Genomic DNA, 15,689 nt, shown 5'->3' with positions numbered 1-15,689 from the left:
GTCAGGCCACCGCCCGCCACATGGCGCACAGCGGGTCGCTGTCGCCGGCCGGCTGGCACAGTTGCACCGCCGCCAGTTGCGGCACGTCGCCGCGCCCCGGGGCATGCAGGTAGACCCGGGGCAGATGCTCGCCGTACAGCTCGCAGGTGCGCTCGATCAGCGCCTGCAGGGCCTGGTCGCTGTCGGCGCAGCCCTGGGCCAGCACCTGTTGCCAGGCACCGCCGGCGGCCAGCAGCAGCACGCTGCGGCGGGGCTCGGCGAGCACGAACAGGAAGTCGCCCTGCTCCAGTTGCGCCGAGCAGCGGTTGTAGGCGGCCATCAGGTAAGGCTGCACCGAACGCAGGTTCAGGCGGCATTCCCGGCCCAGGCTCTGCAGGCCCTGCAACAGGGCTTCGGGCAGCGCGGTGGCGATGCGTGCGGCCCCGGCTGGCTCGGGCGAGAGGACGATGCGCCAGTCGTCCAGCGATTGGCCGTAGAGGTTCTCGAAACAGGCCCGGGCGTAGGCATCCAGCTCGCGTGGGTGGCCGATGGCATCACTCCACGGCACCAGGCAGAAGCGGCTGTAGCGGGCCGACAGCAGCACACGCAGCTGGGCGCCTTTGACGGCGTGGTCGGCGAGCAGTGCGCTCAAGGCTTGCAAGGCCGCTTCCCAGGCCGGTTGCGCGGCATCGCAGGTGAACGCGCGGCTCCCAAACCATTGATGTTGATTGGCGTGCCAGCGACCGAGACCGACCCCTTCAGCACCCAGCACAGCACAGAAACGCTCAGATGAATGTGACACGGTTGATCTCCTCGAGAGTGGTACGGCCATCACGGACCAGGTCCAGGGCCGAGGCACGCAGCAGGCGCAGGCCGCGCTGGCAGGCCAGCTGCTTGATCTGCGAGAGGGGGCGGCGTTCGACGATCATCTGCCGCAGGTCGTCGTCCAGGTGCAGCAGCTCGGCAATTGCGCTGCGGCCGCGATAGCCGCTGCCACGGCACTGGCCGCAGCCCTGGGCGCGGACGAACTTCCAACCGGCTACCGCTTCGCGGGTCAGGCCCGAGGCGGTCAGGGTTTCGTCGTCGGCCTCGCACGGGGTGCAGCAGTGTGGGCAGGCCAGGCGAATCAGGCGCTGGGCCAGCACGGCGTTGAGCGCCGAGACGAAGCTGTAGGGGTCGACCTGCATCTGGCTGAAGCGGCCGATCACATCGAACACGTTGTTGGCGTGGATGGTGGTGAACACCAGGTGGCCGGTCAGTGCCGACTGCACGGCGATCTGTGCGGTGTCGGGGTCGCGGATCTCGCCGACCAGAATCTTGTCCGGGTCGTGGCGCAGGATCGAGCGCAGGCCGCGGGCGAAGGTCAGGCCCTTCTTCTCGTTGACCGGTATCTGCAACACGCCGGGCAGCTGGTACTCGACCGGGTCTTCGATGGTGATGATCTTGTCCACGCCATGGTTGATCTCGCTGATCATCGCGTACAGGGTGGTGGTCTTGCCGCTGCCGGTGGGGCCGGTGACCAGGATCATGCCGTAGGGCTCGGCAGCCAGCCGGCGCAGGGCGCGCAAGGTTTCGTCGGCAAAGCCAAGGGCCTGCAGCTGCACGCCACTGACGCGGTCGGACAGGTCCTGCTTGTCGAGCACCCGCAACACCGCGTCCTCGCCGAAGATGCTGGGCATGATCGACACCCGGAAGTCGATCTGCCGCTCGCCGATGGCAACCTTGAAGCGGCCATCCTGAGGGACGCGCTTCTCGCCGATGTCCAGCTCGGCCATGACCTTGATGCGCGAGATCACCTGATCGGCAAAGGCGCTGCCGCTGGCCTTGCCAGCGCCATTGAGCACGCCGTCGATGCGGTACTTGATGACCAGGCCTTGGCCGGTCATCCCCAGGTGGATATCGCTGGCGTGCTGCTTGAGGGCGTCGTAGAGGGTCGAGTTGACCAGCTTGACCACCTTGCTCTGGTCCTCGCTGATGCTGGTCAGCGACAGGCGTTGCAGCGGGTCGATCTCACCGCTGGCCTCGGCGTCATGGTCGAGGGCGTCGACGGCGTGGAAGCTTTCTTCGTGGCGGGCCAGGAACGTGGCCAGGTCGGCAGCGTGAACCAGGTACAGCGGCGCGCCCGGCAGGTTGTCGTCGATCCAGGCCAGGCGAGCGTGGTCGAAGGGGTCGGCGAAGACGCCGATCAGCTCGCCCTCCTGCTCGATCAGCACGAACTCGCGCTTCAGGCACTGGGCCAGGCTGACCTTGTCGAAGCGCGGGCTGCTGGCCAGCAGGGCCTGGGTTTCCAGCACCGGGTAATGCAGGGTCAGGCCAAGGCGGCAGATGAAGCGGTCGGGGGTTTCGTTGGCCAGGCGCTCCAGGCAGTTGAGCAGGCGCTCGTCGCCCGCTTGCAGGCGGGCCTGGGCCAGGAGTTCGCGGGGGTAGGCGCTGTGCTTGCCTGCACGTGTATCGAGTACGTCTGACATGGCCTGCGACTCCGCTCAGGGGCGCGTCGCAGGCTGGCTTGGCCAGGGCAGCGGGCGCCGCTATTCCCCGGTGAGCAGTTGTTCGTCGTCAGGTCCTGGGGGCTTGGCGCCATTACGGCGGCGATCGGCCAACACCCAGCTGCCATCGTACAACTGCAAGGGGAACGATTCGTTCCTGTTCTGGCGTCGTTCGACAAACCCTTCGGCTGGATCGTCAGTGGCCCTGCGCTGGCGCTCGATGCCCATCAGGTCGAAGATCGCGCGGGCCAGTTCCGCCAGCGGGAACGGCTTGAACAGGACATGACTCACGCCAAGTTCGGCGGCCCGCTCACGGACTTCGACAGTCGGGTGGGCGGTGATCAGCACGAAATGGCACTGCCTGTTCTTGCGCACGGTCTCCAGGACCTGAAACCCCTCCATGTCGGGCAAGCGGTAATCCAGCACAATCACTTCCGGTGCCAGGCTTTGAGCCTGCTCGATACCACTGGCACCGTCGTGGGCGACGTGAACTTCCAGGCCTTGCGCTTGCAGGTACGCTTGCAGGTTCTGCGCAAGGGTCTGTTCGTCATCGACTACCAATACTCTGTTCACCAAGGTCGACTCCCAAGTACTGCCCGGTTACCCGGTTTGCGAAGTGCGGCCTCGACAAGGCTTGAGCAGGCTTCGTGCCAGGCGTGAATAGTCATCTCGCACCACTGTAAGTCATTGATCTTGCAAGGCCGTGCCAAACCCTGCAACACAGGCGAAGGCCCGGTTCCCCACATCCGGGGGAAGTGATGGCACTTTGCCAAACCGTTATTCCCCAGCTTTGGGGAAATCCGTTGGCGGGCCTCAGTCAGCGATCTCCACTGTAGCGGATTCGCGCAAACGTTGGCGCACGGCTTGGCGCGCCTGCGCCTGCATCTGGCCGATGAGTGCAGCCTTGGCCAGCTCCAGGCCCGGTTCGGGTATGACCGACGTACTATCACTTTGGTTCTGCGCTCCTTGCAGGATTTGCCGGTTGGCCTGGTAGAACGCCTCGACGTCGGCCTGGCTGGGCTCGTCTACCACGCTGAGCTGGGCGTACAGCTGCTGCGCGGCCAGTTCGTGGCGCATGTAATCAGCGTACCCTGCCCGATCGAAACCTGCATCTGCCAGGCGCCTTTCGAACAGCGCCGGGCTGCCGAAGGCGGCTTCGATTTCGCCAACCTGGGCAGATACCTGCTCATCACCAATGTGAATACCCAAACGTTGCGCCTCCTGCCAGAGCAGCTCCTTGTCGATCAGTTCGTCCAGTGCCTGGTCGCGCAGGCGCTTGTACAGCGTCGGGTTGCGGATGCTGGTCAGTGCCCTGCCCTGGGCTTGCAGGTATTCGGTGAAATAGCGCTCCAGGCGCATCAGGTCGATGTTCACGCCGTTGACCCGCGCAGCGGGCACGTCGGCCCAGCTCGCCTTGGCGACCACCAGCAACAGGCACAGCAACAGGATACGCATGGCCACCTCCGTTCAAGGGCTGTCCGGCAACGGCCGGTACGGGGCTACTGCGGTAAAGCGCGGCCCGGGCAGCGTCACCGCAACGACATGGGCACCGGCCATGCCCTGGCGCCTGCCGGGGCCGAAGCCCAGCGCCGGGGTCAGGCCAGTGTCGACATCGTGCAGCCCCTCCAGGGCGGCCACCAGCTGTTCGCGGCTGGCATCGCGGCCAATCTGTTTCAGCGCCTCGGTCAACAGCCTCAGGGCGCACAGGGTGCTGACCTGCAGGGATGCCTGGCGTGGGTCGAGGCCCTGGCGTTGTTGCAGGCCGGCCAGGGTCGCCATGCCCCGCTCGGTCCAGTCTTCCGGCACGAACGGATAGGCCAGGAATACCCGCTGCGACCACAGCGCTGGCAAGCCGGCCACGGCTGCCGCCACCTGGCCGGAGGCCGCGAACAGGTAAGGTTCACGGCCTTCGGCCTGCAGTGCCTGGGTCAGCGCAGCAAACGCCTGGGCGCGGCCGACGAAGACGATACCCGGCCCTTCCACGGCCTGGCCGTCAAAGGCCTGGATCGCTGGCGGTGCCCAGCCTTGCTGGCGCAAACGTTCGCGCACCTGTTCGGCCAAGGCAGCCTGTTCGTTGCCGGCGTACACCACGCGCAAGCCATCGGGGGCCAGGCCCAGGCTGCTCCTGGCATGTTCGGCCAGACTCAGCAATTGGCTAGCAATACCCGGCAAGGGGTCGAAAATCTGTGAACTGCCACCGCTGCGCGGCGTGCTGCCGATCAACGGCACACCCCGTTGTTCGAGCAGTGTCGGCAGTTGCTGATCGAGCAGGGGCGCCAGCGGCGCGATCAACGTGAAGACCTGCTCCTGGTCGAGCAAGCGTTGCAAGGCGCGCTCGGCACTGTCCTGGTCAGTGCCGGTATCGGCCACCACCAGTTCCAGGCGCCGGCCATGAATGCCGCCCTGCCGGTTGATCTGTGCCACGCCATCCTCCAGCACGGCACGCACGACATGCCCGGCGTCTGCCAGCGGGCCATTGGCTGGCAGCAGGGTGCCCAGGCGCAGCACTCCTTCTTCCACGCCGGGGTCGCGCTCCTCGCCCAGGCGCTTGAGATAGGCCGTGAGGTTGCGCTGGTCGGCCAGGGTCAGCTCGAAGCGCGGCATGGCTGGGTCCAACCGCTGCCCCGCAGGATCGACACCGTGCTGGATGGCACGGGCCAGCGAACCGTCGCTGTAAGCCGGGTAGCTGCGGCCATTGGTTTGCCGCTCACCCTGCCCCAGTGCCAGGCGCTGCCAGTCGAGGCTGGGTGGGCGCACCCCGCCTTCGGCGCGCCCGCGCCCGTCTGTGCCGTGGCAACTGGCGCAGGGCAGCACGCTGGCGGGGACGCTGATGTCGCTGGCGCCGACCCGGGCCATCAGCTGTGCGTCGCTGCTCGATACCCCTTGCCGGTACAGGCGCTTGCCGGCCTGTTCATGCGGGGTAAGGTCGAGCGCCAGCGCCGGGCCACAGAGGGCCAGGCTCAGCAGCACTGCCCAGGGTTTCATGGCTCAACGCCCGGCCAGCGGTTGCGCCAGCAGCTGCATGCGCTGGGCGATGGCCGCGGGCGGTGCATCCGGGCGGATCTTGCTCCAGCGCTTGCCGGCCACGTCACCGGCAATCAACTGGGTCGAGTGCTGCTCGGGGCTGGGCAGGAACTGGCCGATGCGCCCCAGCACCAGGTCGACATCGGCCTTGTCGCCGGTGAGGAACAGCCAGTTGGCACTGTCCACACCTTGCTTCTCGGCAAAGGCCTTGAGCGCTGCCGGGGTGTCGTTGAGCGGGTCGCTGCTGATCGACACGAAGATCACCTGGCTGGCCAGCTCCGGCCCCATGGCATCGCGCACATCACGCAGCTTGCGGGTGATCAGCGGGCAGGCGTCGGTGCAGTGGGTGAAGATCACGTTGAGCATCACCACCTTGTCCTTGAGCACATCGCTGTAGAAGCGCAGCGCGCGGCCGTTCTGGTCCTTGAGCACGGTGTCGGTGAACCAGGTCTGCGCATCGCGGGTGCCACCGCCGCTGGTCATGGTCGGCGGTGCCGGTTGCGGGCTGGGGCCCTCCGGTGCATGGCCCTCATGGGCGAACGCGACCGAGCTGAGGATCCACAGCACGGCCACCAGGGCCAGCCAGTCGGTGCTGCGCATGGTGGTGTGGCGGGCTGCGCTGCTCATGGCTGCACCTCACTGTGTTCGGCGATGGCGGTGCTCTTGGCGTGCACGCGGCGGGCACTCAGGCGGTTGATTTCCTCGACCAGCACGGCCGGGTCGGTGAAGCCGTAGTAACGGGTCCAGTGGCCAGTGCGACCGTCCCCCACCAGGATCAGCGGCGGATGCTGGCTGAGGTCGGCACTGAAGCTGCCAAGGCCCTTGAGGGTTTCGGTGATCGCGTACTGCGAGCCGGTCAGCCAGCTCCAGCCCGGGCCGTGCTGGAAGGCCTTGGCGTAGTTCTGCAGGCGTTTGGCATCGTCACGCTGCGGGTCGACGCTGATCGACACCAGCTGGATCTCCTCGCCCACACGCCCGCCCAGCTGTTGCTGGACCTTGCCCATGATCGACGACACCACCGGGCACACCGTGGTGCAGCTGGTGTAGATGAAGCCCATGACCACCAGGTGCTCGCCCACCAGGTCCTTTTCCAGGCGTACCGGCATGCCGTTCTGGTTCAGCAGCGAGACATCGGCAAAGCGCACGCTGGCCTTCTCCTGGTGCGCCGCTGGCGGCTGCCCGGCGTGGCCGTCGTGGTCATGGCCGGCATGGGCCAGGGCCAGGTTGCTGGCCAATACCAGGCTCAGGGCAAGCAGCTGGAAAGAATGCTTGGCGTTCATCGCACATTCCTCACTTCGGTCTGGGAAGCAGTAGCCGCAGCGGCGGGCAACACGCGCAGGCTGGTGTAGTTTTCTTCGGCGAACTTGCGCCCGAGCGACGGCGACTGCACATGCAGGTACCAGGCACCGGCTTCGGGCAAGGTCAGCGCCGCCTGGTACACGCCCTCGCCCACCTCTACCAGCGGCAGGTTGCGCGGCAGCGACGAAGGCGCCAGGAAGTAGCGCAGGGTCAGGTCGTCCAGGCCCACCCGTGGCCGGCCGTCGTCGCCGACGATGCGCACCTTGGCGGTGAACACCGTTTGCTGCGGCATGGGCTGGTCAAGGCCGATGAACTCGGCATGCGCCCCCCGGCGCTTGCTTGCATCCGGCGCGGCGGCGACCTCGGTGCTGAAACAGTGGATGATCTGCGGCTGGTTGAGCAGAAAAGCCACATCGAAGGTGCCGGCTGCCGGCATTTTCACCGTCGAGCCATACACCCCGGGGGCCAGTTCGCGCAGGCTGCGGTCGATGACCAGGGTCGCGCGGGCCTGGTGGCCACGGTTGTTGTAGCCGGACATCGGGGCGTTCATGCCCTCGGCGTAGAAGTAGGTGGTGTTGTCCACCGGGTTGACCACGAACACCGAGTTGTCGTCCCGCGACACCGACAACCCCTGGGCCAGTGGAAGGTCACCGGCCTGGCGTGGCGCCGCAGGGCCGGCTTCGAAGCCCTGCACGATCGGCTGGCGCCCTTCGCCCAGGCTGCTCAGGTTGATCATGCTGACCTTGGGCGAGGCCAGGCCGCGGATGTAGGCATAGCCTTTGGTGAAGGTCAGCTGGTACGGCTCGGCCGCCACCGGCACGCGGTGGATCAGCGTGTCGGTACTGGCGTCGATCACCAGGGCCTGGTTGTCCAAGGTGTTGAGCACGATGCCCCAGCGGCCATCGCTGCTGAAGCGCATCGGCCCGAGGCCCTGCTCGGCCTTGACGATGTGGCGCAGCTGATGGCTGCGGGCATCGATCACCCGCACCGTGCCTTCTTCACCGTCGGCCACGTAGACAGCCTGGGACAGCGCCGAGTAGGCCACCGACAGCGGGTGCGGGCCGACTTCCAGGGTCTTCACCAGGCGCATCCCGGGGATGTCGATGATGCTCAGCGTGCCACCGTCGCGGTTGCTGACAAAGGCATAGCGCGAGTCGGCACTGAAGGCGATTTCGTGGTGCCCGGAGCCGGTGGCGAACGACTTCAGGGTACTGCGCGCGGGCACGTCGATCACCGTCACCCCGCCTTTGGCCGGGTCGCGGCTGTTGTTGCCGACCCACAGCCGGTGCTGGTCCGGCTGCAACGCCATGCGCACCGGTGATTCGCCGGCATCCAGGGTGGCCACCCGGGTGAAGGTCTCGGTATCGATCACCGCCACCTGGCCACGCTCCGGAATCGACACGAACACCTGCTTGTCGTCCCCGGTGGCCACCCAGTCCATCGGCCGGCCCGGCAGGTCGATGCGCGCCAGGGTACTGGTGATGCCGCCCACCGAAACCGTCGGGTCGATCACGGTCAGGCTGGCGTCCTTGTTCAGCACCAGCAGGAAGTAGCTGTTCAGGTCCAGCAGCGGGCGAGCACCGATGCTGCTCTTGAGGAACAGCGCAACGCGGGCCTTGCAGCTCTGGTCACGGTTGCCGCCTTCGAGCGGTGCCGCCTGCGCCGGGTCGATCCAGGCACCCGGCGCCATGCCCGACAGCGGCTGGCCGCTGGCCTGGTCGGTGACCTTGAAACGGATGTTGGCAAAGGCCCCTTCACGCAGATCGCTGCCGGCCAGTGGCCGCGCCTCGAACTCCACCGTCACGCCATCGCGGCTGAGCCGGTGCAGGGCCTGCGGGTCGGCAGGCTCCTGCAGCAGTTCGCGCGGGTCGCACCAGAGCTTTTCATACGCCACACCCAGGCCGATCAGCGCCACACCCAGCATCATCCCCAGTACCGCGGGCCGAGTCTTCTTGTTCTTGTTCATGCTCGCGCTCCCCTTGCCTTACTGGCTCGCCGCAGTTGCTGGCGGCGCGTCGTTGGTCACCCGCAGGATGCCCCACAGCCCCGAGAGGTTGCCGTAGGCGGCATAGTCGCGGAACAGGTAGTCACCCGGCACTGCGTTGGCGCCACCGGCGCTGGGCAGCATGAAACTGAAGTGCGCCGCCGGCAGCACGCTCTCCTGGGCGCCGATGTACATGGCCATCGGGTTGTAGCCGAAGCGCACCGAACCGATGCCAGGCAAGTTCATCGGGTAACCATCGAGGTCGTTCTTCTCGGCCTGGTAGTTGTGCAGCGGCCACAGGTGACCGTCGAGCTGGTAGGTGATGCCGCGGCTGCCACCGCTTGGCATCAGCACATGGCTGCGCACCGGCTGGCCAGGCTTGGCATACAGCACCGGGGTTTGCGGGTCGCCGCCGACCAGTGCATTGCTGTAGGCCATATGGGCATTGGGCACGTCGGCGAAACCGAAGCCATCGGCATGGCCGAACGGTGCGTCCGGCGCCAGGCCAAAGCGCAGCCACAGCGGCTCGGTCTTGTAGTTCAACGCCATGTTGCCGTTGTCCTTCGGATCGCCCGGCACGCCATTGCCTTCGGTGGCGATGCCCTCCACCGGGCGGCCATCGGCCCAGCGCATGTTCATCGAGCGCTGCCACACCGTCACCAGGTCACGGTAGTCGGGTTGGCCGCTGACCTTCACCGTGGCCTGGGCGCGGCTGGCGTTGTCCTCGGTCCAGGTCGCGGTCTGTGGCAGCACGCTCATGCCGGCGACCAGGCCCTTCTGCGGCTGCTTGATGACATCCGCCGGGGTCAGGTTGAGGCCACCGAACTCGATCGCCGTGGTGTTGATGTTGTCCACCGTGCGGCCCAGTTGCAGCAGCGGCTTGCCTTCGCGCTCCAGGTGGCCGGCGTAGTACTGGTACACCCGGCTCGGGTAGGCACCGCTGTTACCCGCCCGGGGCGGCACGGTCTGCACCGGGTTGGCACCGACGTTGACGCCGTCCGACTTGGTGATGTCGTAGGCCAGCAACTGCGCATGCAGGCCGACATGGCTGGAGGGCCGCATCAGGTTGTTGTTGAAGGCGGTGGAACCTTCGCTGTCGAAGCGGTCACGCTTGACTACGTTCTGCATCACCGCCGTGCTCGGCAAGTCAGGCATCACCAGCGGCAGGCGGTTTTCCAGGGTGATGCTGATGCAGTCGCCGGCATTGGCACGCAGCACCAGCGGCTCTACCGGGACGCCAGCCTTGAGCTTGCCGGTGGCCGTGTCGAGGTCGGCCTTGCGCACATACAGCACGGCAGTCGGGTCATGCAACGGCGCGCTGTGGCCGCCGACGGTGAAGGTGGTGCCGTCCTCCTCGTCGACCACAGTCACCTGCGGGATGCTTGTGCTGCGGCTGTTGAACACCAGGGTGCCACCGTTGGCCTTGAGCGGGCCGCCGACATGCTGGCCGATACCGGCCGGGTCGTTGATGCTGACGCCGGTGCGGTTCTCGAGAATGTCGTTGGCCAGTGCGGCGACGATCTCGTAGCTGCGCTTGACCGTCGGGCGGGTGCCGATGCCATTGGGGTTGGCCGTGGTTTTCGGGCAGATGCCGTCGAAGTTGACGGTGTTGCGCATGGCCACCGGTTGTGGGTTGTTCGGCAGCGGGAACAGGTCGGCGCGTTGCGCGGTGTAGTTGCGCATCACGCCCCAGATGCCGTTCCAGTAGCCTTCCAGGGCAGCATCCATGCTGTACAGGTAATCACCGTTGGTGGCCGCAGAGCTGGAGATCATCGACACCGGCGCCATGAAGCCCATCTGCTCGGAAATGCCGATCATCTGCGAGGCCTTCCACCCTGAGTTGGAGCTGTTGCCGAAGCCGGAGCCGTTCTGCAGCCACTTCACACCGTGCAGGGTGACGTTGTGCTCCTCTTCATGGCCGCCGGCGTGCAGGCGCAGGCGCACGTTGTCGCCGGAATAGGTACGCAGCATGGGCGTGAACGGGTCACCCGGCTCGCTACCGGCCTTGTTGATGTGCGGTGGGAACAAGGTGGTACCACCGGTTGGCCCGACCGCCGACGTGATCGCCGAAGGCGCCAGGTTCATGGCCGGGATCGCCCGGTCGGTGCGGCTTTGCATGGCGTAGCTCAGGTCACCGCCGAGGCCGTCGGCCTGCATGCCGCGCTTGCCATCCGGGCCGACCTTGTTCGGGTCGAACACGCGCAAGGCCAGCGGTTCGTTGCGGTAGTTGACGACGAACATACCGGGGTCATCCACCGAAATGGCCTGCGGGCATGGCCGGCTGGGGCAGCCTGGGCTCAAGCCGCCACGGGACTCGACCACCGACTCGAGCAGGTTGGAGGCCTTCTGCCGCACAGGCGGGTTGATGGCGTAGCGGAAGCTGTCAGCGGTGGCCGGATAGGCCTGGCCGTTGGGCATGCCATCCGGGCCGGCGCCGACGTACACGCCCGCTTCATAGGCATGCTGGAAGTCGCTGTACTCCAGGAAGAACTCGCGGTAGCTGTCGTTCTTGCCGTCGCCGTCATGGTCGCCGGTCTGGATCACTGCCTGCCACGACGTCGGGCCGCCGTCCTGGCGGGTAGCCGGGTTGTACAGCTTCTCGCCGGTTTCGGCGTGGTACCAGGTGGAACCGGCCGGCTCGGCCAGCACGGTGGCGTACAGCCCCAGTTGCTGGTGGGTCGAGGGGCCGAGGTGGTCATGGGTGAAGATGGTGCCCAGGCCCCGGTCGACGTTGTGCACGTTGACCAGCGGGTCGGCGAACCAGCGCTGCATGGCGGTGCGCGCGCCCAGCCAGTCGGCCCGGCCAAAGCGCCCGAAGTACGGGTGCTGCCTGGCTTTCGGGCAAGCGGCCGTGCCATCGCGGGCATCGCCCTCGGTGCAACCGTTGAAGCTGCGAATGGCCTGCACCCGTTCCACCACGCTGCCGGGCGAGAGAATGCCGTCTTCGTAGTTCCAGCCATTGGCCGAGCCGTCGGCGGCGGTCAGGTCCCACTTCGGCAGATGGATGTGCTGGCCGATCACATCGGTCGGCGTGCGTACCTGGTAGTCGTCCATTTCGTAGTACGACGGGATCAGGTTGGTGTGGGTGTACATCGTGCAGTCGAAGGTGTTCATGCGCATCACCAGCGGCTCAGGCGGGCGCTGCTTGGTGATCACCGGCCAGGCGTCTTCCCAGAGCGCCAGGATGCGCGCCTGCGGGAAGTGATAGCCGACCTTGTTGTACACCGCGTCGAACTGGATGTTGGCGCCCTTGTAGATGCGCGGGCGGTCAGCGGTGAAGGTGGACGCGCCACGGAAGCTCATGCCGGTGAGGCTCTCACCGCTGAAGAACTCGCCAACACCCGAGGACTGGGTCAGGCGCTTGCCGCGGTCGTCCATGCAGGGCTCGTAGAACGGCGCGCCTGCGGTCGGCAGCGCACCGTTGGTACGGAATGCCTTGGCCACCGGCTGGCTGCCGGGGATCAGCGCAAAGCTGGCGTGCTCGGGCTTGGCGTGGAACTGCATGGCGGCCTGTTCGACGTCGGTGCCCTCTTCCGGCAAGTAGATCGGCTTGGCCTTGTGCACCACCTTGGAAAAGTCGAGCTTGGTGGTGGTGGTCACCGCCTCACCACCGGCAGAAACCCCATCCAGCGCGTGGCGACCCAGGCCACCGTCCCAACCGTCGACCTGGTTCGGGTCGAGGTTGGCCCACAGGGCCTTGCCGCTCTCCTTCAGCTGCTTGGCCAAGGCCGGGTCGAGCATGTCCAGCGGCGGGGTTGGCGGGCGGTTGCCGACGCTGCTTTCCATGCCGCCGATCCAGAACGGGTAGCCAGGGTTCTTCAAGCTGCCGTCGGCGTTGCGGTTGGCTTCGCTGCGGTCGACCAGGGCCAGCGAGCCGACCGCCTTGGGCGCCGCAGGCTCATGGGCGTGATCGTCGTCGCCCTCCACTTCGGGCGCATCGTCATTGGCGGCCACCTGCTCGGCGGCGAGTTTGGGTATCACCACCACCTTGCCGGGCATCGGTGCCATGGCCTTGCCAGGCAACGGGACGATGGCCGGGATCGGCGTACCAGCGACGATCTCGCCATCGGGCAAGGCCCGTGCGCCGGCTGCCGGCTTGCCGCTGCGCAGGGCGAAGGGTGTGCTGTGGTAGCCATTCTGGCCTTGCCCGCTGACTTCCAGGCGGGTGCCTTCCTCGAACACGTCATGCACCCGCCACATGGCCCACATGCCCTGGGCGAAGTGCGGATAGAAGTGGCAGTGGTAGATGGCGTCGCCAGCCACGCGGTTGCGGTTGCCCGAGCCACCGTTGGCGATTTCGTAGGTGTAGCCGATGCCCGGCCCGATGCCCTGGGCATCGATGTAGTCGGAGTTGTCATCGTTGGGGTTGAACAGCCACTGATGCCCATGCAGGTGGAAGATGTGCTGCTCGTGGCCGTTGTGGGTGTTGCGGAACTTGGTGAAGTCGCCGATGTAGCTGTGGTGCACGTTGGCCGGCTCCGCCGGGTACAGGGCCATGCTGGCCTTGACCCCGGTGGCGCTGGCCGGCGGCACCTCGCCCGGGCGGATGTGCTCCAGGCCGACGTTGGCCGGCACATCGACCAGGGTGCCGATATCGCCTACGGTATGCGCGCTGAGGAAGAACTCCTCGTAGGCGCACGACAGGCAGTCATGCATCGGCCCGACGCCCAGGCGGTTGGCCACCACCTCTGCGCCCATGCCTCCGGAGCCGTAGTTGATCATGAACGAGTCACGGGTCGGTTCCAGCACATGGCCCATCACCGGGTCGGCCCAGTAGCCCGGGAAGGCCTGGGTGGCAGCCACTTCGTCGGCGAACTGCGAGGCAAAATCACGGAACGCCTCGAGGCGGTTGGGCAGTGCCGGATTGCGCTTGCCGATGCTCTCCAGCGGATAGGTGGTCTTGGGGAAACTGCCATCGGGGTTGGGGCCCATGACGATGGCATCGGTTTCGCTGTTGAGGATCTCATTGCCATCGATCATGGCGATGATCGGCTTGCCGGCCTTGCCTTCGCTGAGCCATGGCTCGGTTTGCGGGTACCGCGCCTGGTAGTCGATCACCGGCTGGCCGGTTGCCGTGCGCCCGGTAGTTGCCAGGCGCATTTCTTCTTCAGTGAGGGTATTGCGGAAAGTTCGCCCACCTTTGGGGACGACCACCACTTGGCCGAACAGGCCGTTGGCAACGTTGCCGGCGCCCCCCTGGCCGCCGAAGGTCGCGCCTTGACTGGTGGCGGCGAACGCCCCTTCACGTTCGGCAAACAGGGTGTAGCTGCGGGTGTTGCCGGGGGCCACCAGGAAATTGCCGTTGCGGCCGGTGTTGGCGGCGATGTCGCCGATGCTGTTGACCGCCTGCATGCCGTTGACCTGGAAGCCGACGTGGCGGTCGGTCACCTGTTCATCGGCAACGAAGTGTTCACCGCCCCCGTTCTCGACGTCGGTTTCCGGGCCCTCTACCTCGCCCTCCTCGCCGTCTTCAGGGTCGATCCCGTGCTTGTTGGGGTTGGCCTTGTAGTCGAGCAGGTTGGTCAGGTTGACCGTCAGGCAGTCACCGGCGGCCACCCGCAGCACGATCGGCCGCGGGCGCTTGTCGGGGCGCAGGGTGACCTTGCCCGGCACTGCCGCGCCGCCCTTGCTCAGCGGCACCTGGTGGTCGTCCACCACATCCTCGCGCAGGGCGAACATCATGCCATTGGCGTTTTGCGCGCCCAGGCGGTTGAACATCAGCGGCTGGTCCAGCGCCACCACATTGGCCACCAGGGTGCGCTGACACTGCACGGCGGCCTCGGCGGGCGCTTCCCAGCCAAACAGGGCCAGGACGAAGGACGTCAGGACGGGGCCTTTGTACGGGGTCGACATGCTGCACCTCCGGGACACAGGGACACTGCGAAGAGGTCAGCAAGGTGTGTGCCATAAGGGAGAGGCGTTTAATTTCAGTTAGTTAGAAAGAGAAGCGGAACCGATTGGGGAGGATTACCCATGGGAATTCCCCGAATTGGGGGATGATAGGCATTGGCGTTTGGGGGGATTGAATCACTGAGGGATTACGTGTCGACAATTCCTTCAACGTAATAGGAACAGTGGTGCTCCCCCAAGAATGGCTTCCTCGTTAGTGTTCGGCCTCAGCGTAATTGCAGCTGATCGCCGATTGCCAGCCCAAGGAATTACCGGATGAATGACGCCACCGTAAGCCGCGCCGCATCACCCCCTGCCTGCAGTGCACGGGTACCGATCCTGCCAGTGCGCTACGCCATCGTGCCACGTACCGGCGCTGCCCCGTCCTGTCGCTACACCGATTCCGGCTTTGACCTGGAGCAAGGCTTCCCTCCACTGCAGCACTCCGCCTACACCCTGCGCGCCCTCCGTCCGGGCTATGTCTACGTGTTCATGAAAGGCACCCAGGGCGAAAAACTGGTCATCCACGAATACGACGGTGAAGGCCAGTACAAGGAATTGCGCTACCGGTGCCTGGAGCACTACCAGCGGCGCGACCGCTACTTGTCCGGCCGGGCGATGGGCTGGGTCTGGGCCGACACCTGCGAGGCCAGCGCCAAGGAAGTCTGGATCGCCTACAGCCCGCACCTGTGGACCAATGCCGTGACCGCACGTATCACCGGCTCGCTGGCCATGCGCAAACGGCACTTGCGCCAGCTGCACATGGCCGAGCTGATCGCCGGCAACCAGGCGCCGTCCACCCAGGCCCATGTGCTGCCGGTCAGCGCGTTGCACACCTGGGTCGAGGACTTCAAGCCGGACGCGCAACGCATGTCGCTGAGCTGGAGCAGCCAGCCACGCACTTCGGCATTGCTCGCCGGCAGCCTGCACGCCGTTGCACGGCACTACCCCTACACCCAACCGAAGATCCCCGCCGTGGTGGTGCTCAGCGACGCCGAAGGCCTGGCCCTGGACCTGAGCCTGTCGGT

At 66.3% G+C, this 15,689-nt stretch carries 10 protein-coding genes; 1 reads left to right on the top strand and 9 read right to left on the bottom strand.

From position 1 onward, the window contains the following. Nucleotide 1 precedes the first annotated feature (1 nt). The 9 genes from ACIPZ8_RS25465 to mnxG all read right to left on the bottom strand — a co-directional run bounded on the left by ACIPZ8_RS25465 (nt 2) and on the right by mnxG (nt 14,625). Nucleotides 2–781, bottom strand: a complete 780-nt coding sequence (locus tag ACIPZ8_RS25465; RefSeq protein WP_400729215.1) for a hypothetical protein — start codon at nt 779–781, stop codon at nt 2–4. Then, complete coding sequence (locus tag ACIPZ8_RS25460) at nt 765–2,447, bottom strand: GspE/PulE family protein (RefSeq protein WP_400729213.1); 1,683 nt, start codon at nt 2,445–2,447, stop codon at nt 765–767. The genes ACIPZ8_RS25465 and ACIPZ8_RS25460 overlap by 17 nt, the downstream gene beginning before the upstream one ends. Before the next feature lie 60 nt (nt 2,448–2,507). Beyond that, nucleotides 2,508–3,041, bottom strand: a complete 534-nt coding sequence (locus ACIPZ8_RS25455) for a response regulator (RefSeq protein ID WP_400729211.1) — start codon at nt 3,039–3,041, stop codon at nt 2,508–2,510. Between the two features lie 237 nt (nt 3,042–3,278). Then, nucleotides 3,279–3,920 (bottom strand): SurA N-terminal domain-containing protein, encoded by a 642-nt coding sequence (locus tag ACIPZ8_RS25450; protein ID WP_400729209.1) that lies wholly within the window; start codon nt 3,918–3,920, stop codon nt 3,279–3,281. 12 nt (nt 3,921–3,932) lie between these two features. Beyond that, the gene (locus ACIPZ8_RS25445; RefSeq protein WP_400729206.1) at nt 3,933–5,450 is read right to left on the bottom strand and encodes an ABC transporter substrate-binding protein; all 1,518 of its coding nucleotides are present in this window, start codon (nt 5,448–5,450) and stop codon (nt 3,933–3,935) included. A gap of 3 nt (nt 5,451–5,453) precedes the next feature. After that, the gene (locus tag ACIPZ8_RS25440) at nt 5,454–6,089 is read right to left on the bottom strand and encodes an SCO family protein (RefSeq protein ID WP_400729393.1); all 636 of its coding nucleotides are present in this window, start codon (nt 6,087–6,089) and stop codon (nt 5,454–5,456) included. A 23-nt stretch (nt 6,090–6,112) separates the two neighbouring features. Beyond that, nucleotides 6,113–6,769: an SCO family protein gene (locus ACIPZ8_RS25435; protein ID WP_400729203.1), complete on the bottom strand. Its 657-nt coding sequence runs from the start codon at nt 6,767–6,769 to the stop codon at nt 6,113–6,115. Continuing rightward, nucleotides 6,766–8,754, bottom strand: coding sequence for a cytochrome D1 domain-containing protein (locus ACIPZ8_RS25430; RefSeq protein ID WP_400729201.1), 1,989 nt, complete (start codon nt 8,752–8,754; stop codon nt 6,766–6,768). Before ACIPZ8_RS25430 ends, ACIPZ8_RS25435 begins: the two co-directional genes overlap by 4 nt. Nucleotides 8,755–8,772: 18 nt before the next feature. Next, nucleotides 8,773–14,625, bottom strand: coding sequence for a manganese-oxidizing multicopper oxidase MnxG (gene mnxG, locus ACIPZ8_RS25425; protein ID WP_400729198.1), 5,853 nt, complete (start codon nt 14,623–14,625; stop codon nt 8,773–8,775). A gap of 312 nt (nt 14,626–14,937) precedes the next feature. Between mnxG and ACIPZ8_RS25420 the strand changes: the two genes are divergently transcribed. Then, nucleotides 14,938–15,689 (top strand): T6SS effector BTH_I2691 family protein (locus tag ACIPZ8_RS25420; protein WP_400729195.1); only part of this gene is annotated, 752 nt, incomplete at its 3' end.

The organism is Pseudomonas sp. NPDC089422, assembly GCF_044749405.1.
Taxonomy (GTDB): Bacteria; Pseudomonadota; Gammaproteobacteria; order Pseudomonadales; family Pseudomonadaceae; genus Aquipseudomonas.
This window is presented reverse-complemented; position numbering and strand designations above follow the sequence as displayed.

Excerpts from the sequence above, each read along its gene's own strand:
- ACIPZ8_RS25430 (WP_400729201.1), bottom strand. The coding sequence starts at position 8,754 with ATGAACAAGAACAAGAAGACTCGGCCCGCGGTACTGGGGATGATGCTG.
- ACIPZ8_RS25435 (WP_400729203.1), bottom strand. The coding sequence starts at position 6,769 with ATGAACGCCAAGCATTCTTTCCAGCTGCTTGCCCTGAGCCTGGTATTG.
- ACIPZ8_RS25460 (WP_400729213.1), bottom strand. The coding sequence starts at position 2,447 with ATGTCAGACGTACTCGATACACGTGCAGGCAAGCACAGCGCCTACCCC.
- mnxG (WP_400729198.1), bottom strand. The coding sequence starts at position 14,625 with ATGTCGACCCCGTACAAAGGCCCCGTCCTGACGTCCTTCGTCCTGGCC.
- ACIPZ8_RS25445 (WP_400729206.1), bottom strand. The coding sequence starts at position 5,450 with ATGAAACCCTGGGCAGTGCTGCTGAGCCTGGCCCTCTGTGGCCCGGCG.
- ACIPZ8_RS25440 (WP_400729393.1), bottom strand. The coding sequence starts at position 6,089 with ATGCGCAGCACCGACTGGCTGGCCCTGGTGGCCGTGCTGTGGATCCTC.
- ACIPZ8_RS25450 (WP_400729209.1), bottom strand. The coding sequence starts at position 3,920 with ATGCGTATCCTGTTGCTGTGCCTGTTGCTGGTGGTCGCCAAGGCGAGC.